Genomic DNA, 21,943 nt, shown 5'->3' on the forward strand with positions numbered 1-21,943 from the left:
AGCCAAGGATTGTTCTTGACTGTGTTGCAGTGAGTGGTAACAATAAATACATGATATTTTACATATCCTTATAGAGCCCCCTCTCCTGTTTTTAGGAGAGGGCCGGGGAGAGGTTATTTACACTACCTGCTGCGCCAGTGGCTGCGGCTCGTAGTTCAGGTTAGGCGAGAGCCAGCGCTCCAGTTCCTCCAGCGTCATGCCTTTGCGGCGCGCAATGTCGGCTACCTGGTCTTCGCCTATCCTGCCTAAGCCAAAGTAGCGCGACTCCGGATGCGAGAAGTACAGGCCGCTTACCGCTGCTGTCGGGTACATAGCCAGGTTCTCTGTCAGGATAACGCCTGTTTGCTCCTCAGCCTTCAGCAGGTTAAACAGCGTGATTTTCTCAGTGTGGTCCGGGCAGCCAGGGTAACCTGGTGCCGGGCGAATACCCTGGTACTGCTCTTTTATCAGCGCATCATTGTCCAGCGTTTCCTGCGGTGCGTAGCCCCACAGTTCCTTGCGGACTTTGGCGTGCATCAGTTCGGCAAAGGCTTCTGCTAAACGGTCGGCCAGTGCTTTTACCATGATAGAAAGGTAATCATTATGATCTGCCTCGTACTTCTCGATCAGCTTTTCGATACCAAAACCAGTAGATACCACAAAGCCTCCTATATAATCCTGTATGCCTGTCTCCTTCGGCGCTACAAAATCTGAGAAAGCCATATTCGGCACGTTACCGCCTTTCTTGCCTTGCTGCCGCAGCGTGTGGAATTCTGTCAGCACGTTTTCACGTGAATCATCGGTATACACTTCTATGGTATCATCGGCTTCCACGTTGGCAGGGTAGAAACCTACCACCGCACGCGCTTCTAAAAGTTTCTCATCTACAATCTGCTGCAGCAGTTGCTGTGCATCAGCAAACAGTTTACGCGCCTCTGTTCCGTATTCCGCATCATCCAAGATCTTCGGATACTGCCGCTTCAGCTCCCAGGTATGGAAGAACGGCGTCCAGTCGATGTAAGGCACAATTTCGGAAAGCGGGTAATTATTAAATGCCTTGTTGCCAAGGAAGCTTGGTTTAGTTGGTTGTGTGGCCTCCCAGTCTACCTTGAACTTGTTGGCACGTGCTTCTTCAATAGAGGCAAAAGCGCGGTCTTTGGTGCGACTCAGATGGTCTTCACGCAGTTGCTGATACTCGGCTCTGATTTCGGCTATATATTCTGCCTTGTTGCTGCCCAGCAGGCTACCCACTACCGTTACACTGCGGGAGGCATCGTGCACGTGCACCACCGGCCCACTGTATTGCGGCGCAATTTTTACGGCTGTGTGTACCCTGGAAGTCGTAGCGCCACCAATCAACAGCGGAATTTTCATGCCTCTTCGCTCCATTTCCTGCGCTACATACACCATCTCATCCAGCGAAGGCGTAATCAGACCACTCAGGCCGATGATGTCTACCTTTTGTGCCTCGGCCTCTGATAAAATCTTGTCCAGCGACACCATCACACCGAGGTCAATCACCTCATAGTTGTTACAGGCCAGCACTACACCCACAATGTTCTTGCCGATGTCATGTACATCTCCTTTCACAGTAGCCATCAAAATGGTGCCTGCCGTTGATTTGGATGTATCGGATGCCAGCTTTTCCTTCTCCATAAAAGGCAGCAGGTAAGCCACAGACTTTTTCATCACGCGGGCACTTTTCACTACCTGAGGCAGGAACATCTTACCTGCTCCAAATAAGTCACCAACCACTGTCATACCCGCCATCAACGGTCCTTCAATTACATCAAGCGTTCTGGTGGCTTTCTGGCGGGCTTCTTCGGTGTCTTCTTCTATAAACTCTACAATGCCTTTTACCAGGGCATGCTTTAGACGCTCCTCCACAAGGGCATCGCGCCAGGCAGTATCTGCTCCTGCGGCTGTTTTGCCTTTGCCTTTTACTGTATCGGCATAGTTTACCAGTTTCTCAGTGGCATCCGGGTGGCGGTTAAAGATCACATCCTCAATCAGGTCGCGCAGGTCTTTTGGAATCTCATCGTACACGCCCATCATACCCGCGTTCACAATACCCATGTCCATACCAGCCTGCACCGCATAGTACAGGAACACGGTGTGCATGGCCTCACGCACCAGGTCGTTGCCGCGGAACGAGAACGACAGGTTGCTCACCCCACCACTTATCAAAGCGTGCGGCAGGTTAGCCTTTATCCATTTCACCGACTCCAGGTACTCTACTGCATAGTTATTATGCTCTTCTATACCGGTGGCAATGGCTAATACATTCGGGTCGAAAATGATGTCCTGTGGCGGGAAGCCTACTTCCTCTGTCAGGATGCGGTAGGCACGTCCACATATTTCGATTCTTCGCTCTAAAGTATCGGCCTGGCCTTCCTCGTCAAACGCCATCACTACGGCAGCGGCACCATACTGGCGAACTTTGCGGGCCTGCGCCTTAAAGTTTTCCTCCCCTTCTTTCAAGGAGATAGAGTTGACGATAGATTTGCCCTGCACGCACTTCAGGCCTGCCTCCAGCACCGTCCACTTAGACGAGTCGATCATGATCGGCAGCTTAGAGATATCCGGCTCGGAGGCAATCAGGTGCAGGAAGTTGGTCATGGCCTCCTCAGAGTCCAGCATGCCTTCGTCCATGTTCACGTCGATGATCTGCGCGCCACCTTCTACCTGCTGCTGCGCTACCGACAGGGCCTCTTCAAACTCGCCGTTTACAATCAGGCGGGCAAATTTCTTGGAACCCGTCACATTCGTGCGCTCCCCCACATTCACAAACAGGGATTCTGGTGTGATGGTGAGTGGCTCTAGTCCGCTGAAGCGCGAGTAAGGAGGCAGTACAGGAACTACACGTGGTTTGTGTTTGGCAGAAAGTTCCGCAATGCGGCGGATGTGATCCGGTGTGGTGCCGCAGCAGCCACCCAATATATTTATCAGGCCCTCTTTCAGGTACTCCTCTACAATGGCACCCATCTCGTCTGCCGTCTCATCGTAGCCACCAAAGGCATTTGGCAGGCCGGCATTTGGGTAGGCACTGATGTGCACATCCGCAATACGGGACAGCTCCTGGATGTGTGTTTTCAGCTGGCGTGCGCCGAGGGCACAGTTAAAACCAATGCTGATAATAGGGGCATGGGAGATGGAATTCCAGAAAGCCTCTACCGTCTGGCCAGACAACGTACGGCCACTGGCATCCGTGATAGTGCCGGATACCATGATGGGCAGTTTTTTGCCGCCATCCTGCACGAATTGCTCGGCGGCAAAAAGGGCAGCCTTGCAGTTTAGCGTATCAAACACCGTTTCTATCAACAGCACATCGCAGCCACCATCTACCAGACCGCGCACCTGCTCATAGTATGCTTCCACCAACTGGTCGAAAGTGATAGCGCGGTAGCCAGGGTTGTTTACATCCGGAGAGAGAGAAGCCGTTCGGTTGGTCGGGCCAATGGCACCTGCTACAAAACGCTGCTTATCCGGGTTCTGGGCTGTTACCTCGTCTGCTGCCTCACGGGCCAGCCTTGCCGATTCATAGTTCAGTTCATACACCAAGTCCTCCATGTGGTAATCGGCCATGGCAATGCGGGTGCCGCTGAAGGTGTTGGTTTCCACAATGTCGGCGCCGGCGTTCAGGTATTCAACGTGTATGGCCTTGATAATGTCCGGGCGGGTGATGGAAAGCAGGTCGTTATTGCCTTTCAGGTCGCTGGGATGATCTTTGAAGCGCTCGCCACGAAAATCTGCTTCTGAAAGCTGGTAACGCTGAATCATGGTGCCCATCGCGCCATCCAGCACGAGCACACGCTCTTTCAGCAAACTATGAATGGGGTGTTTTGTCATTTTCGGTGTCTTCTATCTTCTCGTAAGTCTTCATTATTCGGCTTATCAAGAAAGACACCTGGGGAGGAGTACATTCCTTATCTTTTCCTGGCATGTACGCAGGAAGGGAGTTAGCACCAAGCTTTTACAAGGTTGCTAAGACGTCATGGGGCCCTATCCCTCGGTCTTTCTTGATAAGAAGCTGCAAGTTAAGCATATATATGTATAAAAACGAAATATATTGCTTAAAATAAGTCTGCAGTTGGTTGTGGGTAAAAAGAAAGGGTTACCGTATGGCAACCCTTTCTCAAATCGGTACTGCTTTAGTAAGCAGCTTGCAGTGATGCTTATGCCTCAGCTTCTGTTGTTTTAGGAACTACAGAAACGTAAGAACGATTCTTCTTTCCTTTTCTGAACTGCACCACGCCGTCAGTCAGCGCGAACAGTGTGTGGTCTTTGCCAATACCCACGTTTGTGCTTGGGTGGTGTGCAGTACCTCTTTGTCTTACAATGATGTTACCAGCGATGATGTTCTGGCCACCGTAAATTTTAACACCAAGTCGTTTAGAATGCGACTCGCGGCCGTTATTAGAACTACCTGCTCCTTTTTTGTGTGCCATGTCTTTTTACTTTACTTCAGGTTAGCGAGCTAAGCCTGAAAAGATTTTAAAATAAATTTCTTCTTACTGCTTAACCAATGCTCTCGATCAGGACCTTCGTGAATTGCTGGCGGTGGCCATTCTTCTTGCGGTATCCTTTTCTTCTCTTCTTTTTGAAAACGATTACTTTGTCGCCTTTCACCATCGGGGTAAGGATTTTACCTGTTACCTTAACACCGCTAACGAAAGGTGCACCTAAAGTAACAGTGCCGTTATCATCAGTAAGAAGAACATTGGTGAACTCAACGGCGTCACCCTCATTGCCGGAAAGCTTGTTAGCGTAGATGAACTTGCCGCTCTCTACTTTGGTCTGTTGACCTGCGATTTCTACAATTGCGTACATCAGCTTCAATGTATGTTTAAAAGATTTAGTCCGCAAAGGTACGGGTCTTATTTTAAATTTGCAATGGCTTGTGCTACAATTTGTTTTTGCGCTGCACCTTGGCAACAGTAAATTTGTGGATAACGCTGTTGACATCTCCGTGTAAGTTTTGGCAGCTTGTTAAAAACCTGCACAAGGTGCTGTTTTGTAGTGGATTGTGCAGGTTTGTCAACTTTTGCGTTTTCCACAAATTGCACTAAAAATAAGGTGTATTACTTCTGCTTCTGACATAAATTAACTGCTTTTGCTTTCTTATTAACACGTATAAACAGCCGGGGGTCTAAAAAGCTGTTTTTGTAGCCTTTATGGTTCAAGAATGGCCCTGTAACAGCTGTTATATACATACATCTCAATATTTTAGCTATACTATGTGTGTTATCCACGGTGTGGATAACTATGTGTATTAACCCCTGAATATGCCCCTAAGCACCATCTGAGAGGGTGTGCATAAATTGAACAACTTTCGCCCCAACTTTCAAGTTCAATTCTATATATTTGAACTCCTGATGTAGTTGGCTCAGCAGCCTCACCAGCCGATGAACAAATACAGATACAAGGAGTTTTTAGAGCAAACGTTCTAAAACTAATTCTTTAAACTTTAAAAATTATGCATGATATGGAGCCAATACTGAAAGAGAATCCAAACCGCTTCGTCTTGTTTCCGATTCAGAATGATAAGGTGTGGCAGATGTATAAGCAGGCAGAAGCCAGCTTCTGGACAGCCGAAGAAATCGATCTGGGCCAGGACCTGAAAGACTGGGAAAACCTGAACGATGGCGAGCGCCACTTCATCAGCCACGTACTGGCTTTCTTCGCAGCCTCAGACGGCATTGTGAATGAGAACTTGGCCGTAAACTTCATGAACGAGGTGCAGATACCGGAGGCGCGTTGCTTCTATGGCTTCCAGATCATGATGGAGAACATCCACTCTGAAACGTATTCGCTCCTTATCGATACCTATGTAAAGAAGCAGAGTGAGAAAGACCACCTGTTCAACGCGCTGGAGACAGTGCCGGCAGTTGGTAGAAAAGGGGAGTGGGCGCTGAAGTGGATCGAGAGTGAGAACTTTGCTGAGCGTCTGATTGCCTTTGCCGCTGTGGAGGGTATTTTCTTTTCCGGCTCTTTCTGCTCTATCTTCTGGCTGAAGAAGCGTGGCCTGATGCCAGGCCTGACCTTCTCCAACGAGCTGATCAGCCGTGACGAAGGATTGCACTGCGACTTTGCCTGCCTCTTATATAGTATGCTGAACAACAAGCTGCCGGAAGAGCGCGTGCACGAAATTATTCGCGATGCCGTGGCTATTGAGCAGGAGTTTGTAACAGATGCGCTGCCGGTGGATCTGATTGGTATGAACTCGAAGCTGATGAGCCAGTACATTGAGTTTGTGGCCGACCGCCTCTTAGGAGAACTGGGTTGCAGCAAGCTTTACAATTCTGCTAACCCATTCGACTTTATGGAGATGATCTCGCTGCAGGGTAAGACGAACTTCTTTGAAAAGCGTGTGGCAGAGTACCAGAAAGCAGGTGTTGGCGGCGACAAAGACAAAAAAGTATTCTCGCTGGACGAGGACTTTTAGTATATAGAAAAACCTTATTATATTGAGGAGCCAAAGGGGGAAAGTGCTTCTTTCCCCTCCTTATCTTACGCTTACACAACATCGGTTGCAGGAACAGACCGCAGGCGCGCACTGCAGTGGCAATCCCAACCGGGTTCTGGATGGCATTGCCGCCATCTAACAGGGTATCTCGACCCTGCTATATAGAAAAAGCATTTGGCTTAACTCATAATCGTTTGTACTGCAACGGCTTATATCGCTATATGCGTATGGGCTGATAAAGTACCGCATCTTATTAGAACCGGCAGCTGCAACGGCAGCGCTTTATCATATATATCTGTACCTATTCATTAATAACCCGGGCCTTTAGAACCCGCTAATTGTATAACGCCTATGTTAGTAGTTAAACGAGACGGCAGACGCGAATCTGTTAAATTCGATAAGATTACGGCACGCATTGAAAAGCTGTGCTACGGCCTGCACATGGATTATGTGTCGCCGATTGAGGTAGCCAAAAAGGTAATTGACGGCATTTACGACGGTGTGACCACCGTGGAGCTGGACAACCTTGCTGCCGAAACAGCGGCATCCCTCACAACGAAGCATCCGGACTACGCGGTGCTTGCAGCACGTATTGCTATCTCTAACCTGCACAAGGTTACCAGCAAGTCATTCTCCAATACCATGAAGCGCCTGTATACTTACGAAGACCCAAAGACTGGGGAAAACGCTTCGCTGATTGCCAAGGACGTGTATGAGATTGTGCGTAAGAACGCAGCCCTGCTCGATTCTACCATCATCTACGACCGCGATTATAACTACGATTTCTTTGGATATAAGACTTTGGAGCGCTCTTACCTGCTTCGCCTGGACGGCAAGATTGTAGAGCGCCCGCAACATATGTTGATGCGTGTCGCCGTGGGTATCCACAAGGAGGACATCGAATCTGCCATTGAGACTTATAACCTCATGTCTGAGAAGTGGTTTACCCACGCCACGCCAACATTATTCAACGCCGCTACGCCAAAGCCGCAGCTATCTTCGTGCTTCCTGCTGACAATGAAAGACGACAGCATACCAGGCATCTATGATACGCTGAAGCAGTGCGCGCAGATCTCGCAAAGCGCCGGTGGTATCGGCCTGAGCATCCACAACGTGCGTGCAACAGGTTCTTACATAAAAGGCACGAACGGTACGTCCAACGGTATCATCCCGATGCTGAAGGTGTTTAACGACACAGCCCGCTACGTGGACCAGGGTGGTGGCAAGCGCAAAGGTGCCTTCGCTATTTACCTGGAGCCATGGCACGCTGATATCTTCGACTTCCTGGAATTGAAGAAGAACCATGGTAAAGAAGAAAACCGTGCCCGTGACCTGTTCTATGCCCTCTGGACACCAGACCTGTTCATGAAGCGTGTGGAAGAGAACGGCGACTGGAGCCTGTTCTGCCCGCATGAGGCACCTGGGCTGGCTGATTGCTGGGGTAAGGACTTTGAGCGCCTGTACGAGAAGTACGAGCGTGAGGGCCGTGCCCGCAAAACAGTGAAAGCACAGGAACTGTGGTTTGCTGTTCTGGAGTCGCAGGTAGAGACTGGTACTCCTTATATGCTGTACAAAGATGCGGCAAACAGCAAGAGCAACCAGCAGAACCTAGGTACTATTAAGAGCTCCAACCTGTGCACCGAGATTATGGAGTACACAGCCGCGGATGAGATAGCTGTTTGTAACCTGGCGTCGCTGGCCCTGCCACGCTTCGTGAAGGAGGAGAACGGCCACAAAACGTTCGACCACCAGAAGCTGTTTGATGTAACGTACCATGTAACGAAGAACCTGAACAAGGTCATCGACATCAACTATTACCCGGTACCGGAGGCACGTAACTCGAACCTGCGCCACCGCCCGATCGGTTTAGGTGTGCAGGGTATGGCGGATACATTCATTCACCTGCGCATGCCGTTCGAGAGCGATGAGGCGAAAGGGCTGAACAAAGATATCTTCGAGACCATCTACTTTGCAGCCATGACGGCTTCTAAGGACCTGGCGAAGAAGCAGGGGGCGTACGAGACCTTCAAAGGTTCTCCACTGTCTGAAGGCAAGTTCCAGTTCGATCTGTGGGGCGTGACGCCATCATCTGGCCGTTGGGATTGGGAAGAACTGCGCCAGGAAGTAAAGGAGCACGGTGTGCGTAACTCGCTGCTGGTGGCACCAATGCCTACGGCTTCTACTGCACAGATTTTAGGTAACAACGAATCGTTTGAGCCTTATACTTCTAATATTTACCTGCGCCGCGTACTATCTGGTGAGTTTATGGTGGTGAACAAGCACCTGCTCAAGGACCTGATCGCGCTGGGTATCTGGAACGATAAGATGAAGAACGAAATCATCGCGGCCAACGGTTCTGTGCAGGATATTCCAAACATCCCCCAGAACATCAAAGACCTGTATAAGACGGTTTGGGAGATCAGCCAGCGTACCATCATCGATATGAGTGCCGACCGTGGTGCCTACATCTGCCAGAGCCAGTCGCTTAACCTGCACGTGATGAACGTAAACTTCGGTAAACTGACCTCGATGCACTTCCATGCGTGGAAGCAGGGTCTGAAAACAGGTATGTACTACCTGCGCACCAAGGCCGCTGTAGACGCCATCAAATTCACGGTGGAGAAACAGGCAGCCGAAACGCTGTCGCCGGTTTACAGCCAGCAAGACCAAAACCGCAGCGACATGAGCTGCTCACTTGACAACCCAGACGCTTGCGAAGCTTGCGGATCGTAAGAGTAATAGTATCATAGAGAAATTAAGTAAAGAGGGAGACTATAAATGGTCTCCCTTTCTTATAACTGTTATATAGTAAATGATGGGATTTTTCCATTCCGAAAGGCTCAATGACCTTAATGTTGGAAGAAAGAAGATTGCTGAACTGAAAGAGAGTCAGGATAAAACAGTAATAGTACATTATTCTTGTGAGTCATTCTTCAATACTAAAGGCAGGACACCTCGAATAACAAGTATATGCGTTAAGACCAGAGGCAACAATAACGCTAAGGCATTTTCAATACACCTACAAGCACAAATACAAGACAAAGATTTAACAACTCTTACTGACGATGATTATGATGCATTAGAAAAGGAAATGTTAAAAGAATTTTATGACTTCGTAAAAAAGCATAAGACGTATAAGTGGGTACATTGGAACATGAGGAATGCTAGCTATGGGTTTGAAGCTATCGCCAATAGATACAAAATCTTAAAAGGTAAACCTATAGATATAGAAGATCAGTTCAAGTATGATTTGCCAGACCTACTAGGGCTTATTTATACTTACAAGTTCGAGGCTCACAAACCTAAAGGTCAACTACTGAATTTAGCTGATAGAAACCAAATAACAAGCCGAGATGCACTAACAGGTAAAGACGAGGCAATTGCATTTGATAACAAGCAGTATCTAGAGTTACATATGTCTACTATGCGCAAAGTCGAAGTGATTGACCGGATATTGGCACTTGAAGAAAAGAACCAACTGAATGTAGGTTTAAAGATGTATCAGGTATATGGTTTAACACCGATAGGTATTGTAGAAATCGTGAAAAATAATGTGTGGCTATTTGCTGCATGGTCACTGCTGATTTTCATAGCAGGGATAGTTCTTGAACCAGTAGTACAGAAATTATTGGGCATTTAAAATAAGAGAGATATTCGCTGTTGTTGGAAATTTGACCCTAGCTGTTAGGCTAACTTATAAAGCCCGTAACCAATAGCAGTGGCAAGACCTCGCAGTGTCCGAAGGTCCTGCGAGTGTCTGAGCCAACTGTAACGGCTCTCGCTCCAGACGCTCGCAGGAGCTGCGCACGCTGCGAGTTCTTTGAGGCTATAGGTCGTCTTCTCCAATGAGAGGGGAGATGGGGGTGAAGTCGGCGGCGTTCTCTTCGTGGAAAGCTTTATAGCAGTCTCTTCCTCCGAACCACTCCAGCACATGTTCCCGCTGCAGAGCTGTTTTACTATTTGAAAGGATGCTGTGGTAAGAGGAGTAGGGCCAGTCGCTGAAGTCGTTTATTAGGCCGTGGTGTTGCGGGTTGAAATGAATATAGTAGATAAGCCTGGTGAAATAAGCCTCCGAAGTCACTTCTCTTCTGCCGAATCGGTGCTGGAACAGCCGCCCGACGCGGTCGTATCTACTATTTATTGTTTTAGCGTAAGCATTGAGCAGGTGCGCCAATTGTCGCTGCACACTTATCAACTTCTTTGTGTCCTCTGATATACTGAGTGGCCTCAGCGCTTCCTCCTCCTTTATCCGAACCAGGAAGTGCACGTGGTTAGGCAGCAGGCAATACGCAAATGTGTCAGCGCAAGGCGCTATATACTTCCGGTAGGGCTGCAGAAAATAAGCATAATTGTCCGGGTGCCTGAACAGCGTTTCTTTGTTGTTGCCCCTGGTGTAGAGGTGGTAGTACTTTCCCGGTTCCAGCGAGATTGTCTTCTGCATCTACCCCTATACGCACCTGCAGGAACAGTTGCTAAAAAGACCTCGCAGCGTGCGCAGCTCCTGCGAGCGTCTGGAGCCAATGGCCTGAGCTAATATCTGATGCCTACTCTTCAAAAGACTGCTTTAGCCAGGTCAATGCCAGTGCCTTATTGTCAAAGTCTTTTGTCACCAGGTCGCTCTGGCCCTCTGCCCGCTTGTAGATTTGCTCTACTGCTGATTTGTTGAAGAAGTCTTCCGATACAAGAACCGCATTGCGGCGCAAAGCAGAGTGCTGAAGCCGGGGTAAGATGTTTGCGACAAACCACTCCTGGTCTGCTTGCCGGATAACCCGCATCTTGCGGTTATCGCCCAGCCACCTCAGCGGTTTGTATTGCTCTATCATGGTAATACAGGTAGTAATAGCCTCTCTGAATTCAGAACTACTCAGGAAGCCTTCCCAGACAGCTGTTCCCAATTGCAGCTCTTCATCATACATGATCGTAACCACATAATTCTGGAAGTAAGTAATCGGCATAGGTAAAGACGCAGAACCCTTTGATGAATCACAAATTTAGTTCTTGAGCGCAAGAGGGCCAATAGGAGAGAACAAATAATTTAGTAGGAAAAAAACAGCAAAAGCACACCAAGTTTTGTGCTGGCGTGCTTTTACTGGATATACCGTAACAGCAGCGGCGGCAGTACCTCCGGCTGGCATCATGTTGTTATCTTCTGATTTATACTCTACAAGCTCACTGGAACAGTTACTCAAAAAGACCTCGCAGTGTGCGAAGCTCCTGCGAGCGTCTGCACCAGAGGCCAGTATAAACTATCAAAGGCAAAAGAACCGTTTCTACTCAGGCTGAGCAGGAACATAGTCTACCACAAAGGCATCTTCCAGGATGTTCAGCTGGCCCAGCAGTTCACCGAATTTCTTGTGCTCCGGGTGAGGCAGATAAGTGTCACGGGCGGCGGCATCTTCAAACGTCATCTGGTATACATGGGTGAAGCCAAGATTTTTACCTTCCGGGCTGTCGTTCACGCCGTGTTCAAAGGCAACTATACCTGGAATTTTATCCTGCAATTCGCCAAAGGCCTGCGTCACCTGCTCAATCTGCGCAGGAGTGGCAGAGGGCTTGTACTTAAAAACAACAATGTGCTTCATTTGCTCTGTTTCTGAATTTTGACATCCTGAAAGAAATAGTACAGAAGCGAATACCAGCACTGCTAAACCTGAACTTAGTAATTTCTTCATGCTTTTATTTGCTGTGAGTCCTATTAAGGTAAAACTACATTCCAGTATAGAAATAAATAGTTAGATGTACAAAATAAGACGGTAGTTTTTTGCTGATGTAAACACCAGCAACCGGGAAACCCATCTTCTGCATGCTGTTTCTGAAATCTATTGAGTGTGTGGGAGAATAGCTCGCAACGCACACTCCTCTTTTAGCGGATGCTGTAAGCTACCGCTAACAATCCAGGTTATTTTCCCTACCTGGTCTTCTGCTGATTAATGGGTAAGCGTTACCTCTATTGTATTATAGTAGAGTGTGGTGGTACCTTCAAAGCCGGAGTCGGTGCCGACAATGAGCCACAAGCTGCCGTTGCTGTCTGTGGTTATCTGGATTGGGGTTCCGATGTTGTTGCGTTGAATCAGCCGGTACTCGAATGTGTTACCCGGTATGCCAATGTTGCCCAGCACCACCATGTTTTCTCCGCCCTGCGATTGGTTGCCCTTGTCAATATTCATTCTGATGTCACCTTCTTCTTCCACCGGCATCGGCTCCTTGGTGCTTCCGCCTGCCTTCAGGTAAACACTTGCACCAGGGCTGCCGCCTATTCCCACTGACTGTTCCGGATACCTGGAAGCGAGCTCGATATCGAATGTAGCACGATAAGTATGATTCGGTTCAAGCCCGGTAATCTTTTTCTTTATAAATAAGAACAGGTCATCGCTTAGGTTACGGCCAGACAGTTTCAGGGCCATCCCATCTTCTTCTACTTCGGCAGGAAGGTTAGCATGGGCAAATTCAAACTCCAGCCGGCTTTGGTCCCAATCTTTCGGGAAATCAGCCATGCCGCCTTCCCATCCTTCTGCGCTTTGCTCAAAATCATAAGAGAAAGAATCGCCTGGTGTCACAAAGCCATCGTCATCATTGCAACCAAAGTTAAACAAAGCCAATAAGCTCAAAAGAAAAATTGTGCTACTTGTTTTCATTTTGTCAGAGGGTGCTTTGTTAAAAAATACTATAAAGTTGTGTACGGCATTAAAAAAGAGTAAGTTACCGTAGTTATCGGGAGTGATATGCTGCCGTTTCTGCTGTCTTCTGCCGTTGGTAGTATTGCCGCTAAAAGCAAGAATCTCAACTGAGGGCGAAGGCTATAGTACAAATGCGTGCAAGAGCAGCGGGTAATGCCCTGCGTATTCACTAATTACAGCTAACGCAGTAATAAAAAATCCAGGTATATGGAGGCATAGAAGGATTGGGCCTGGGAGAACGGGATGAATAGTTAATAGCCGGAGACGCTATTTATAGCCCCTGAGTTTTTGCGTTTCATACAGTTCCCGCAACCATGCCTCTGCCTCCTTGGTTGCCTTAAAATCGCGGACGGTTAATTCCTGGTCAGTTATGTTGCTTTTACTGTAGATGGTTTCTACGGCTTCCCGATTCAGTTCATCTTCAGAGGGAAGGTTGGCGAGCCGCTGTAGAGAACTCTCCAGTAGCTTTGGTAAGAATACCCTCACGCTCCAGTCTAGGTCATCCGGGCGTATCGATTTCATCTTCCGGTTATCACCAAGCCAGCCAATCAGCCCATGTCTGTCTATGAGGTCCAGGCACAACAGAACAGCTTCCTTGTATTCAGCCCCTATCAGATCGCCTTTCCAAACCGCCTTGCCTAAGTAAAGGTCCTTATCGAAGTAGATGTTTACAAAGTTGTTCTTGAAGTAAATTTGTTCCATAGTTAAATACAGCGCACGGTGCGGAATAAAATATGCAGCAAGGTAGCAAATACTATCTTCAGCTCAACAATTCCAGATAATAGTACAAGCCTTGCTGCAAACTGGCTAAGAAGAACAGGGAAGCCATAATAGCCTCCCTGTTCTTCTTGTTAAGATAGTTCTTGTTAAAATGCTTCATAATAGTGATGTCTCTAACGTTTTGTTGCCACAACTACTGCCACGCGCCGGTTCAGCTGGCGTCCGCGGGCTGTCTCGTTTGTTGCTCTTGGCCGGCCTTCGCCCACTGCCTGTATGGAGAGGCGGGAAGCATCAATGTCAGTGTTATTCTGTAGCCAGTCTTTTACGGTGTTTGCCCGCTGAGCCGCTAACTGTTCATTGTAAGCTTCACTTGCAATGGAGTCCGTGAAACCGAAAATACGGATAGGGCCCTGGTCGCTTACTTCGTTAATTGACTCGGCGATGCTGCGAAGCTTCTCATCGGCACCCTCTCTTAGTTCTGCTTTGTCCAGGTCAAACAAAATGCGTTCGTCCATGGCGTAAATGTTGTATCCGTTGGTGTTCCCCCTTACTTCGATGCCCTGTTCTGTCATCTCGGCATCCTCAATGGCAGGAGACTCAAAGTCCACATTACCCCAAAACTCTTCGTCTATGTCCTGGAACATGACGGCTGTGTCTTCAGAGGCGAGTTCACGCACATCACTGGCATCGTTAATTTCCTTGTTCGTTTCACTGCAGCTCGCCATCAGGCCTGCTGCCAACAGTAGTGTCGTTATTCTTAAATTCATAGTTTTATATTGTATGTATGTACTTAAATGTACGAGGCCTTTTGTAGTGAGGTTATTCATCTCAATTTTGTACTTATTACAGTAGATGTATTTCGAGATAGCTGCTGCAGTAGTAGTAATGCTGTTGCGAAATTGAATAGCGCAGAAGAGGCCATGGCAGTATATGCATACCTGCTCCTGTAGCTTTAACCTTGACACTGCTCCTGGTGTCCGCCAGGCAAATGCATCAACTAAGAAGCAGGGCGCAGAGACACTGCTGTGCCTCTGCGCCCTGCTTTACTCTAAGCTGGTGCTTCGCCTAAGGCGAAGCACCAGCTTTATGTGTAGTTCGCCCTAGCTTTTTTCTACCACCACAATCTCTACGCGGCGGTTTTGCTGGCGGCCTTCCGGCGTTGCATTTGTTGCTTCAGGCAGCTCCTCCCCAATTGAAACAACTTTCATGCGGTTCTTGTCCAGTTGGCTGTTGTTCAGGATCCAGTTTTGTACGGCCGTGGCGCGCTCGCGGCCCAGTTCTTCGTTATACGCTGCACTGGCGCGGGCATCTGTAAAGCCGTACACCCTGATAGTGGCTTCTGTGCCACGTTTGTTAATATAATCTACAAAAGCCTGGAGCTTTTCTTCCCCACTTGGCTGTATTTCCGCTTTGTCTGTTGCAAACATAACGTCTTCCTCAAATGAGTAGATGCGGTAGTTGTTTTCGCCGCGCACGCCAACACCAGCGTTCTTAAGCTCGGCTTCCTCTATCTCAGGGGCATCAAAGTTTACGCTTTTGAATTCCTCTTCATCTGCCTCGAGCACGGACCCTGCCATCAGGTTATTCTCGTCATACATCACGGCTGTGTCCTCGTCTGCGAGCGCCCGCACGTCACCGGCACTGTCTACTTCTTTGTTGGTTTCGTTACACCCCACCATCAATCCGGCGGCTAATACTAAAACGGCTGTTAAATTAATTTTCATAGTTGTATAATGTTTGGTTCTATCAAGTTGTACGGGCGTATCATGCCTGCGTTCAATACCTGTGCGGTAACATCCTGTTACAGCTACTGTGCCTTTCTGGGTAAAGAGGTGTTTCTTCTGGAGTATAGGTGTATTCCTGCTGCTGTGCCCTTATTGAACTATATCCCTATCCTTAATATAGATATTATGACATTTTGGCTAACATATAATGCCTTTGAGTATGTATAGAGGCCATTTTGGCATATCATGTAAAAACAAGGTTGCCCTCTGCATCCGGGTAATGTTTGGCACCGCATTTGCATTATTCCACTCGAATACGAAAGAGGAGAAAGACATGAAATTGATAAAAGATAAACAACTACTGAAGAATATAGCGCAGCAAATCGACCTGCTGAATACATTGGGAGGTGGCGTTAGCGAGACTTATGTTGATATAAAGAAATACAAAAAAGGGGCTGTTATAAACGTGTATGCAGCCGGTGTAGATCCCGAAGCATTCAAGGTGGTACTGCACAACAACCAGCTTACTGTTTTTTCGGTGTTGCAAAGCAAAGAGAACCCGGAAATGGCTGCCCCTTTGTTTAACCGGGTATATATGCTGCCGCCACAGGTTGATTTAGGCCGTGTAGAGGCGGTGTATCAGGATGGTCAGCTGAAGGTGAAGCTGCCTTTCTATGAAAGCACAGGGCAACCAAGAGAAATTGAAATCAAACAGCTTTAAGCAATAAGAAATAAAAGAAGAAAGGCTGCCGTAACAGGCAGCCTTTCTTCTTTCAAAGAGGAAGGGAACTAGGGTACGAACTTCGCCTTAATGATGGACGACAGGTAATCGTACACTTCTACTGTCTCTTTATCAAACACAAATGTCTTGTAAGCTTCGGCAGAGGTCTGTACTACACGGCAGCCATTTTCTATCATCATAAAAACTAGCTCCCGGAGGCGGTACGGATGGCCGGCTATATTTAACATGCACACGGCATCGCTGCTTTCCACCTGCAGGAACATATGCTGCACCTGGCTTTCATCAGCCATCAAATTCTTTTCTGACATAGGCACTATATTACATGGGATGTACTACTTAAGCAAATTTAACTCATAAATAGTGCCACTGCATCAAAGCATCTTTACCTCTGGTGTAAACTTCATAATCAGGTGTAGCGTTGTCCGGTCAGGGTGCAGGAGGAGAATCACCTAAAGCTGTAGTAGTATAAACCTAGTCTGATTGGTAATGTTTGTTTGTGGGAGGGCAATGTTTCTGGTTTAGCGGCGCGGACTTTCTTTGCGCCATCCTACTATAAACAAAATAAACCAGATAGAATAGAGAGGAGACACGATGGACGCGAAATATGGATCTACGGCAAAGAAGAGCACGACCTGCAGGACAATGTTTAGAAACAACCCAACAAGTGCAATTCTAAAATAGCGGTTCTGGATTTTCATGCTTAGGTATACGCCATAGCCCTGAAAAGGCTGAAGGAACAAGTCTTTCGCTGCAGCTTCTAAATAGGTCCTATAGGTATAAGTGGGAACTTCGGCCAGGTAACTCCCCTACCTATAAGGCGGCGGTTAGTATTTCATAAAGTAAAGCCACAGGTGCGCGTAAGGCTCGTGGCAAAATAAAGGAGGAGGGAGATTAGTGCGCGTAAAGGAAAAGCTGAGAGAATGAGCCTGGGCAGATTAAGCGAATGAAAGCAGCCGAAACATAAAAACCCATCCAGTTTATGGACGGGTATTCATCAGACGAAAGGCTTGTGCCCTTGTGATGTCTTTTTCTATAACAATAGGAGGGTTATCATCTTTAGCTACAACCAGTTTATAGATGTTCTTGCCATCCTGGTAATAGATAAACGTAGTGAGGTTTTCATAGCCTACACTAAATATCTTTCTAGCCTCTCCCTCGCTATATATTTTATAATTATCTAATCCTATGTTGCTTCTTAACTTCATGTCCCTACGGCCTTCTGGTATTATAACGATATCTACCCCCTTTTTTGTTACATTCTATGGCAAAGTTTCAGCTGAACTGCCTCTCTTTTTGTGCAATGCAGGCAGCGTATTTGTAAGACAGAAAGCTGCTTATTGACTTCTGAGCCTTATATTTGTTAACATCTATACAAGCAGGCAAAGAGCCGCTGCCTCACCACAGCACCAGTGCATCTTTTCATGCTTTTCATTTTTCCCACAGGTACGATATGGCAACTTACAGTGTACGCGAGATAGAGGATCTGCCCGATATGCTGGCGCAGCATTATCTTATCCTGCAGCTAAACCCGCACATGAATCTGCCTCGCTACGAGGAACTGCTGCACCAGATGCTGGAAAACGGCTACCGCATGGTGGGTGCTTTTGACGAAAGCAATAACTGCGTGGGCCTTTCCGGGTTTTGGATAAACGCCAAACTGTACAGCGGCAAGTACCTGGAGGCAGATAATTTTGTAGTGGATACGGCACACCGTTCCGCAGGAGTAGGCAAGCTCCTTTCAGACTGGATGCTGGAGGAGGCAAAGCGCCACCACTGCGATACCTTAATGCTGGATGCTTACGTTACAAACAGTGCCGCTCACCGGTTCTACTTCCGGGAGGGGTTTCACGTGAAGAGTTTCCACTTTTTCAAAAGCCTGTAAACATGAGCGCTGGCAGACACAGCTGGGTACTTTGGTTGTTTTACTTTCTTGTGTTCGAGGTAGTTGTTTTCTTCGGGCTGCAATGGCTTTTGTCAGGTATGGGGCTCAGCAACCAATACCAGCCTGAAAATACAATTGTGCCCAACTGGGTGAAAGCAGTCACGTTTATACTCTTATACCTACTGTGCCTTTTGTTTATGGTGATGCTGATAAGCAATTTGGTGCCTAGCAAGCACCGTAAGCAATTAATGCTTTGGGTGTACCTGGCACTACTGGGCATGGTTGCGATGCTGATTGTGCTCTTTTAGAATAGAATTGCCATTAAAACAGTACAATATTTTTGAATATTCTGTGTTATACAAAATGATGAAACATAGCTTCTTAACTCTGATAATCTGCCTTTTGGCGGGCTTCACCAGCTTCGCTCAGACAGGGAACAACCGCCCGGGCAGACACTTTATACAGCTCCAAAGTGGAGACATTGTATATGGAAATAGAATACAGTACAAATCACCCATCTTCAAGTCCAGCCACTTCCTGGTGGACGACTCGCTGAAGTACAACCCCAGCATGGTAAGCGTTTTTCAGAACGATGAAGGTTTCTTTGCCCGTGTGGAGGCCGGTAACAGCTACGACGATTTTGCCAAGCGCATTCTCGATGGCCCGCGTATCGACAGGTTTTACACTACCCGTACCACCTATAACTATGGCTATTCGCCATACAGCTACGGTTACGGAGGCCCGCGCAGCAGCCGCAGGCGCATTTACTTCTTCTCTAAGGACAACGGGCCGCTATACCTGGTCAACTACGAGAACCTGGAGCAGATACTAGCCGACAACCCATCCAGTATGGCACTGCTCCGCAGACACAAGAAAGACAAGCTAATCAACACAGGCATTAGCATTCTGGGTGGAGGTCTTCTTGCAGCCGGGGCTATCTCCTCCTTCAACAACTCGCAGGACCTGAACAACGGGGGCAGTGTGAGTGTTTCCCCGCTGATGTATGCGGGAGCCGGTGTGCTGGGTGCTCAGTTTGTCATCAACCTCTTCCAGAAAGACAAGCTCACACAGGCAATGGAAGTGTACAACTACCAGCTGAAGCAGCAGTAAAATAAAGAACGCCTTCTAAAACCCGAAAAGCCGGAGATGCCTGTAAAGGAACTCCGGCTTTTCGGGTTTTAGAAAATTGCTGTTCCTGTATCCGTTTCACGCCAGCCGCAGGGCCTGCTGTACCTTTTTAGGCAGCCTGGCCACCACTAGTGCATATGACTGCCCGGCATGCAGCGCCCATTCCTGTGCAGGCAGGCGGTGAATATCCTCCACTAACACCCAATGATGCCTTGCCAGGTAGCGTGCCGGAACAAAGTCAGCGCGACTGGTTAAATTAGCAAACTCCTCGGGTGTAACCTTGAACGAGGCTGTGGTCGGTAACTGGCTCAGCCCTACTACCAGGAACATCTTGCCGCCTACAGAAAAGCATAAGTCATGCTCCCATTTAATGTCTTCTGTTACGCCAGGCAGCTCCTGGCAAATTGCCTGTAGTTCTTCTATTGTCATAGTGCGCACTGTCTTACCTGATGGGGAGTTTTTATGCACCAGGCAATTTAAGGGTTTTATAGTTTTGAGCCTGTAAAAGTTTAACTTTGGGTTTAGCCGGAACCGGCTGTTCTATACCTATGGAAAATTTACTGTTGCTGCACGGTGCCCTTGGTGCCGCTTCCACTTTAGCGCCTCTTGCAAGTGCCCTGGGAGACCAGTACCGGGTTCATGTGCTGGATTTTACTGGCCATGGAGGCAAGGCGCTCCCGCAGGAGCCTTTCAGCATACAGTTGTTTGTGCAGGATACTCTTCTGTTACTGGAGGAAAAAGGCATCAGCTGTACCCACATCTTTGGCTACAGCATGGGCGGCTATGCGGCACTTTCCCTGGCACAGCAGCACCCAAAATGCGTGAAGAGCATTTTTACGCTTGCTACCAAGTTTGCCTGGTCACCGGAAACAGCTGCAATAGAAACAAAGCTGCTGAACCCGGAAAAGATAGAAGAAAAGGTGCCCGCTTTTGCCACGACGCTGGCTACGCGGCACCACCCACAGGACTGGAAGCAGGTAGTGCACAAAACTGCCGCCATGATGCTGCAACTAGGGGAGGAGCCGGTGCTGACTGCCGAGGTGCTACAGCAAATTCAGGTGCCGGTGCAGATAGCTGTCGGTGACCTGGACAACATGGTGAGCGTAGAGGAAACGCTTTGGGCTTACCGGCAGCTGCCCAATGCCCGGCTGCAGGTGCTGCCCGCAACGCGGCACCCCCTGGAGACTGTTGCTGTGGATAAGTTAGCCCAGGAAATCAAACAATTCATACATCAGCCAGTCGTTTCAAACTAAACACCAGATTATATATGCTACACCCTTTACTGCACCTTACCACACCCTTACATACTGCTGTTCTTACCTGGTCAAAACGCGCGATAGCCGCTGGTTGTGTGGCCGCTTGCCTATCGTCCTGTGCCAGTTCTGTTCCGGCTTTTGGGGAGCGCGGCTATACCGAAGAGGGCAAGGCTTCTTATTATGCCCGCAAGTTCCAGGGTCGCGACATGGCTAACGGCCAGCCATACCGCCGGGGCAAGATGACAGCTGCACACTGCACCCTGCCCCTCGGAACCAAAGTAAAGGTGACCAATGTTCGGACAAACAAAAGCGTGAAGGTAGAAATCACAGACTGGGGGCCCTTTGTAAAAGGTCGCATCGTTGATTTATCTGAAAAGGCAGCGCGGCGGCTCGATTTTATAAAAGCAGGGGTAGTGCCGGTAGAAGTAAAGGTTATCAAGCCTGCCAGCGGCAAATAATACAACAACTGTAGCTACATTTATTGTGCTGTGAATCAATAGTATGCGCTTACTATAGCAAAAATAATATTCTCTAAATTATCCTACTGAATTATTGTTTGTTATAAATATTGTATATACTTTTGAGGATGAATAATCTGTGGCAAAAACTGAGCAAATATTTACCTATAGCAGCCCTCGTGCTGCTGTGCATGGTAGTTGTGCCAGCTGCCCAGGCAAACACAGGCAGTAACGGTGGGGCTTCCACTGCTTCTGCCGAAGGCATGGGATCCAACGGAGGCACTACTGTTACTGCCAACGCGCAGCAAACGAATGGCCAGGCTGCTGCTGCCAATGACCCTGCCAAGGGCAAGCAGAAAGTAACCACGAAGCCCCGCGATAAATCGGTGCTGGATGCTGAAGTGCTGGAAAGCCCGATAGGCTACTTCAAAAATGCTTTTTCTTCAGAAGAAGACAGTTCAGAGGCTGCCCCAAGCTCAAATGCTGTCATGCTTACCGTGAAAGCGCTGGTAGCTACCCTACTTTCCACCATCATGTAATTCTTCTTTTTCCTCCGGGGTTTTTGTTCCTACACTTTCACCTTACCTGCCTCTCAAAACAGCTAAGAAAAGCATAAAGTGCGAGGCTAAGCCATAGAGCGAATAGCTCGAACGTGACTGGTTTATTGCGCTTAACAAACTGACTCACGCAAAGCCATAGCCGATACCAGACACCAATAGTAACCACAGAAACTTACCTGAAGCAATAGCCACCACAGCAACAACTAACAACAAACAGGTGCCGGTAAAGTGCAGCACGAGGCTCGTCGGGTGCTGGTGCTCCTACAAGTTTAACCGTAGTACTCTCTGAAAAATTATAGTGCTTCGGGTTATCGGGCAATCTCGTTTTTTCTTTTTCTGCTCCTCCTCCTG

Annotated in this window: 24 protein-coding genes, 1 pseudogene and 1 riboswitch; of the genes and pseudogenes, 10 read left to right on the forward strand and 15 right to left on the reverse strand. The window is 48.1% G+C overall.

Annotated features, from left to right (window positions below; translation table 11 throughout):
* Positions 1–117: 117 nt before the first annotated feature.
* The 3 genes from metH to rplU all read right to left on the reverse strand — a co-directional run bounded on the left by metH (position 118) and on the right by rplU (position 4,809).
* On the reverse strand, positions 118–3,828 hold the full coding sequence (gene metH, locus ACFS7Z_RS21310; protein WP_377489223.1) for a methionine synthase: 3,711 nt from the start codon (positions 3,826–3,828) through the stop codon (positions 118–120).
* A 74-nt stretch (positions 3,829–3,902) separates the two neighbouring features.
* Positions 3,903–4,008, reverse strand: a riboswitch (SAM riboswitch).
* Between the two features lie 146 nt (positions 4,009–4,154).
* Entirely contained in the window at positions 4,155–4,427 is a 273-nt protein-coding gene (gene rpmA / locus ACFS7Z_RS21315) for a 50S ribosomal protein L27 (protein WP_377489226.1), read from the reverse strand.
* 70 nt (positions 4,428–4,497) lie between these two features.
* Positions 4,498–4,809: a 50S ribosomal protein L21 gene (rplU, locus tag ACFS7Z_RS21320; RefSeq protein WP_377489229.1), complete on the reverse strand. Its 312-nt coding sequence runs from the start codon at positions 4,807–4,809 to the stop codon at positions 4,498–4,500.
* Positions 4,810–5,455: 646 nt separating this feature from the next.
* Here rplU and ACFS7Z_RS21325 point away from each other — a divergent pair.
* The 3 genes from ACFS7Z_RS21325 (at position 5,456) to ACFS7Z_RS21335 (ending at position 10,085) form a co-directional block, all read left to right on the forward strand.
* Positions 5,456–6,424, forward strand: coding sequence for a ribonucleoside-diphosphate reductase small subunit (locus ACFS7Z_RS21325; RefSeq protein WP_377489232.1), 969 nt, complete (start codon positions 5,456–5,458; stop codon positions 6,422–6,424).
* A 372-nt stretch (positions 6,425–6,796) separates the two neighbouring features.
* The gene (locus tag ACFS7Z_RS21330; protein WP_377489235.1) at positions 6,797–9,178 is read left to right on the forward strand and encodes a ribonucleoside-diphosphate reductase subunit alpha; all 2,382 of its coding nucleotides are present in this window, start codon (positions 6,797–6,799) and stop codon (positions 9,176–9,178) included.
* A gap of 79 nt (positions 9,179–9,257) precedes the next feature.
* Positions 9,258–10,085, forward strand: coding sequence for a hypothetical protein (locus ACFS7Z_RS21335; protein WP_377489238.1), 828 nt, complete (start codon positions 9,258–9,260; stop codon positions 10,083–10,085).
* Between the two features lie 186 nt (positions 10,086–10,271).
* Here the strand turns inward: ACFS7Z_RS21335 and ACFS7Z_RS21340 are convergent, their stop codons facing one another.
* The 7 genes from ACFS7Z_RS21340 to ACFS7Z_RS21370 form a co-directional block, all read right to left on the reverse strand.
* The gene (locus tag ACFS7Z_RS21340) at positions 10,272–10,886 is read right to left on the reverse strand and encodes a transposase (protein ID WP_377489241.1); all 615 of its coding nucleotides are present in this window, start codon (positions 10,884–10,886) and stop codon (positions 10,272–10,274) included.
* 103 nt (positions 10,887–10,989) lie between these two features.
* Positions 10,990–11,400 (reverse strand): hypothetical protein, encoded by a 411-nt coding sequence (locus ACFS7Z_RS21345; RefSeq protein WP_377489244.1) that lies wholly within the window; start codon positions 11,398–11,400, stop codon positions 10,990–10,992.
* A gap of 315 nt (positions 11,401–11,715) precedes the next feature.
* Entirely contained in the window at positions 11,716–12,117 is a 402-nt protein-coding gene (locus tag ACFS7Z_RS21350; protein ID WP_377489247.1) for a Dabb family protein, read from the reverse strand.
* Positions 12,118–12,372: 255 nt separating this feature from the next.
* Positions 12,373–13,080 carry a hypothetical protein gene (locus ACFS7Z_RS21355; RefSeq protein ID WP_377489250.1) on the reverse strand — a complete coding sequence of 236 codons (708 nt, stop codon included), beginning with the start codon at positions 13,078–13,080 and terminating at the stop codon, positions 12,373–12,375.
* 309 nt (positions 13,081–13,389) lie between these two features.
* Positions 13,390–13,824, reverse strand: a complete 435-nt coding sequence (locus ACFS7Z_RS21360) for a hypothetical protein (RefSeq protein ID WP_377489253.1) — start codon at positions 13,822–13,824, stop codon at positions 13,390–13,392.
* Positions 13,825–14,015: 191 nt separating this feature from the next.
* Positions 14,016–14,609, reverse strand: coding sequence for an OmpA family protein (locus ACFS7Z_RS21365; RefSeq protein ID WP_377489256.1), 594 nt, complete (start codon positions 14,607–14,609; stop codon positions 14,016–14,018).
* 333 nt (positions 14,610–14,942) lie between these two features.
* The gene (locus tag ACFS7Z_RS21370) at positions 14,943–15,566 is read right to left on the reverse strand and encodes an OmpA family protein (RefSeq protein WP_377489259.1); all 624 of its coding nucleotides are present in this window, start codon (positions 15,564–15,566) and stop codon (positions 14,943–14,945) included.
* A 334-nt stretch (positions 15,567–15,900) separates the two neighbouring features.
* Between ACFS7Z_RS21370 and ACFS7Z_RS21375 the strand changes: the two genes are divergently transcribed.
* Positions 15,901–16,287, forward strand: a complete 387-nt coding sequence (locus ACFS7Z_RS21375) for an Hsp20/alpha crystallin family protein (protein ID WP_377489262.1) — start codon at positions 15,901–15,903, stop codon at positions 16,285–16,287.
* A gap of 68 nt (positions 16,288–16,355) precedes the next feature.
* Here ACFS7Z_RS21375 and ACFS7Z_RS21380 read toward each other — a convergent pair whose 3' ends face one another.
* From ACFS7Z_RS21380 to ACFS7Z_RS21390, 3 genes are all read right to left on the reverse strand, one after another.
* A complete protein-coding gene (locus ACFS7Z_RS21380; RefSeq protein ID WP_377489265.1) occupies positions 16,356–16,616 on the reverse strand; it encodes a hypothetical protein in 261 nt (86 codons plus the stop codon).
* A 210-nt stretch (positions 16,617–16,826) separates the two neighbouring features.
* On the reverse strand, positions 16,827–17,006 hold the full coding sequence (locus ACFS7Z_RS21385) for a hypothetical protein (RefSeq protein WP_377489268.1): 180 nt from the start codon (positions 17,004–17,006) through the stop codon (positions 16,827–16,829).
* 279 nt (positions 17,007–17,285) lie between these two features.
* Positions 17,286–17,513 carry a hypothetical protein gene (locus tag ACFS7Z_RS21390; RefSeq protein WP_377489271.1) on the reverse strand — a complete coding sequence of 76 codons (228 nt, stop codon included), beginning with the start codon at positions 17,511–17,513 and terminating at the stop codon, positions 17,286–17,288.
* Between the two features lie 245 nt (positions 17,514–17,758).
* Here ACFS7Z_RS21390 and ACFS7Z_RS21395 point away from each other — a divergent pair, with 245 nt between their 5' ends.
* Genes ACFS7Z_RS21395 through ACFS7Z_RS21405 form a run of 3 tightly spaced genes read left to right on the forward strand, consistent with a single transcriptional unit; the run spans position 17,759 to position 19,300 of the window.
* Complete coding sequence (locus tag ACFS7Z_RS21395) at positions 17,759–18,190, forward strand: GNAT family N-acetyltransferase (RefSeq protein ID WP_377489274.1); 432 nt, start codon at positions 17,759–17,761, stop codon at positions 18,188–18,190.
* A 2-nt stretch (positions 18,191–18,192) separates the two neighbouring features.
* Positions 18,193–18,498 (forward strand): hypothetical protein, encoded by a 306-nt coding sequence (locus ACFS7Z_RS21400; protein ID WP_377489277.1) that lies wholly within the window; start codon positions 18,193–18,195, stop codon positions 18,496–18,498.
* Positions 18,499–18,553: 55 nt separating this feature from the next.
* Positions 18,554–19,300 carry a hypothetical protein gene (locus ACFS7Z_RS21405; protein WP_377489280.1) on the forward strand — a complete coding sequence of 249 codons (747 nt, stop codon included), beginning with the start codon at positions 18,554–18,556 and terminating at the stop codon, positions 19,298–19,300.
* A gap of 96 nt (positions 19,301–19,396) precedes the next feature.
* Here ACFS7Z_RS21405 and ACFS7Z_RS21410 read toward each other — a convergent pair whose 3' ends face one another.
* Complete coding sequence (locus tag ACFS7Z_RS21410) at positions 19,397–19,747, reverse strand: MmcQ/YjbR family DNA-binding protein (protein ID WP_377489283.1); 351 nt, start codon at positions 19,745–19,747, stop codon at positions 19,397–19,399.
* Positions 19,748–19,866: 119 nt separating this feature from the next.
* Here ACFS7Z_RS21410 and ACFS7Z_RS21415 point away from each other — a divergent pair, with 119 nt between their 5' ends.
* The 3 genes from ACFS7Z_RS21415 to ACFS7Z_RS21425 all read left to right on the forward strand — a co-directional run bounded on the left by ACFS7Z_RS21415 (position 19,867) and on the right by ACFS7Z_RS21425 (position 21,571).
* On the forward strand, positions 19,867–20,571 hold the full coding sequence (locus ACFS7Z_RS21415) for an alpha/beta fold hydrolase (protein ID WP_377489286.1): 705 nt from the start codon (positions 19,867–19,869) through the stop codon (positions 20,569–20,571).
* Between the two features lie 14 nt (positions 20,572–20,585).
* Positions 20,586–21,032, forward strand: coding sequence for a septal ring lytic transglycosylase RlpA family protein (locus ACFS7Z_RS21420; protein WP_377489289.1), 447 nt, complete (start codon positions 20,586–20,588; stop codon positions 21,030–21,032).
* Positions 21,033–21,160: 128 nt separating this feature from the next.
* Entirely contained in the window at positions 21,161–21,571 is a 411-nt protein-coding gene (locus ACFS7Z_RS21425) for a hypothetical protein (protein ID WP_377489292.1), read from the forward strand.
* A gap of 144 nt (positions 21,572–21,715) precedes the next feature.
* Here ACFS7Z_RS21425 and ACFS7Z_RS21430 read toward each other — a convergent pair.
* Positions 21,716–21,841: pseudogene (locus tag ACFS7Z_RS21430) on the reverse strand (Mpo1-like protein); the annotation flags it as partial.
* Positions 21,842–21,943: the final 102 nt, after the last annotated feature.

The sequence above is a fragment of the Pontibacter toksunensis genome, assembly GCF_042686245.1.
Classification (GTDB): Bacteria; Bacteroidota; Bacteroidia; order Cytophagales; family Hymenobacteraceae; genus Pontibacter; species Pontibacter toksunensis.

Bases quoted from the DNA above. Each gene is read 5' to 3' on its own strand.
- ACFS7Z_RS21325 (WP_377489232.1), top strand. From the start codon at position 5,456: ATGCATGATATGGAGCCAATACTGAAAGAGAATCCAAACCGCTTCGTC.
- ACFS7Z_RS21425 (WP_377489292.1), top strand. From the start codon at position 21,161: ATGAATAATCTGTGGCAAAAACTGAGCAAATATTTACCTATAGCAGCC.
- ACFS7Z_RS21385 (WP_377489268.1), bottom strand. From the start codon at position 17,006: ATGAAAATCCAGAACCGCTATTTTAGAATTGCACTTGTTGGGTTGTTT.
- rplU (WP_377489229.1), bottom strand. From the start codon at position 4,809: ATGTACGCAATTGTAGAAATCGCAGGTCAACAGACCAAAGTAGAGAGC.
- ACFS7Z_RS21390 (WP_377489271.1), bottom strand. From the start codon at position 17,513: ATGAAGTTAAGAAGCAACATAGGATTAGATAATTATAAAATATATAGC.
- ACFS7Z_RS21415 (WP_377489286.1), top strand. From the start codon at position 19,867: ATGGAAAATTTACTGTTGCTGCACGGTGCCCTTGGTGCCGCTTCCACT.
- ACFS7Z_RS21360 (WP_377489253.1), bottom strand. From the start codon at position 13,824: ATGGAACAAATTTACTTCAAGAACAACTTTGTAAACATCTACTTCGAT.
- ACFS7Z_RS21400 (WP_377489277.1), top strand. From the start codon at position 18,193: ATGAGCGCTGGCAGACACAGCTGGGTACTTTGGTTGTTTTACTTTCTT.
- ACFS7Z_RS21345 (WP_377489244.1), bottom strand. From the start codon at position 11,400: ATGCCGATTACTTACTTCCAGAATTATGTGGTTACGATCATGTATGAT.
- ACFS7Z_RS21330 (WP_377489235.1), top strand. From the start codon at position 6,797: ATGTTAGTAGTTAAACGAGACGGCAGACGCGAATCTGTTAAATTCGAT.
- metH (WP_377489223.1), bottom strand. From the start codon at position 3,828: ATGACAAAACACCCCATTCATAGTTTGCTGAAAGAGCGTGTGCTCGTG.
- ACFS7Z_RS21340 (WP_377489241.1), bottom strand. From the start codon at position 10,886: ATGCAGAAGACAATCTCGCTGGAACCGGGAAAGTACTACCACCTCTAC.
- rpmA (WP_377489226.1), bottom strand. From the start codon at position 4,427: ATGGCACACAAAAAAGGAGCAGGTAGTTCTAATAACGGCCGCGAGTCG.
- ACFS7Z_RS21335 (WP_377489238.1), top strand. From the start codon at position 9,258: ATGATGGGATTTTTCCATTCCGAAAGGCTCAATGACCTTAATGTTGGA.
- ACFS7Z_RS21420 (WP_377489289.1), top strand. From the start codon at position 20,586: ATGCTACACCCTTTACTGCACCTTACCACACCCTTACATACTGCTGTT.
- ACFS7Z_RS21350 (WP_377489247.1), bottom strand. From the start codon at position 12,117: ATGAAGAAATTACTAAGTTCAGGTTTAGCAGTGCTGGTATTCGCTTCT.
- ACFS7Z_RS21365 (WP_377489256.1), bottom strand. From the start codon at position 14,609: ATGAATTTAAGAATAACGACACTACTGTTGGCAGCAGGCCTGATGGCG.
- ACFS7Z_RS21405 (WP_377489280.1), top strand. From the start codon at position 18,554: ATGATGAAACATAGCTTCTTAACTCTGATAATCTGCCTTTTGGCGGGC.
- ACFS7Z_RS21355 (WP_377489250.1), bottom strand. From the start codon at position 13,080: ATGAAAACAAGTAGCACAATTTTTCTTTTGAGCTTATTGGCTTTGTTT.
- ACFS7Z_RS21380 (WP_377489265.1), bottom strand. From the start codon at position 16,616: ATGTCAGAAAAGAATTTGATGGCTGATGAAAGCCAGGTGCAGCATATG.
- ACFS7Z_RS21410 (WP_377489283.1), bottom strand. From the start codon at position 19,747: ATGACAATAGAAGAACTACAGGCAATTTGCCAGGAGCTGCCTGGCGTA.
- ACFS7Z_RS21375 (WP_377489262.1), top strand. From the start codon at position 15,901: ATGAAATTGATAAAAGATAAACAACTACTGAAGAATATAGCGCAGCAA.
- ACFS7Z_RS21370 (WP_377489259.1), bottom strand. From the start codon at position 15,566: ATGAAAATTAATTTAACAGCCGTTTTAGTATTAGCCGCCGGATTGATG.
- ACFS7Z_RS21395 (WP_377489274.1), top strand. From the start codon at position 17,759: ATGGCAACTTACAGTGTACGCGAGATAGAGGATCTGCCCGATATGCTG.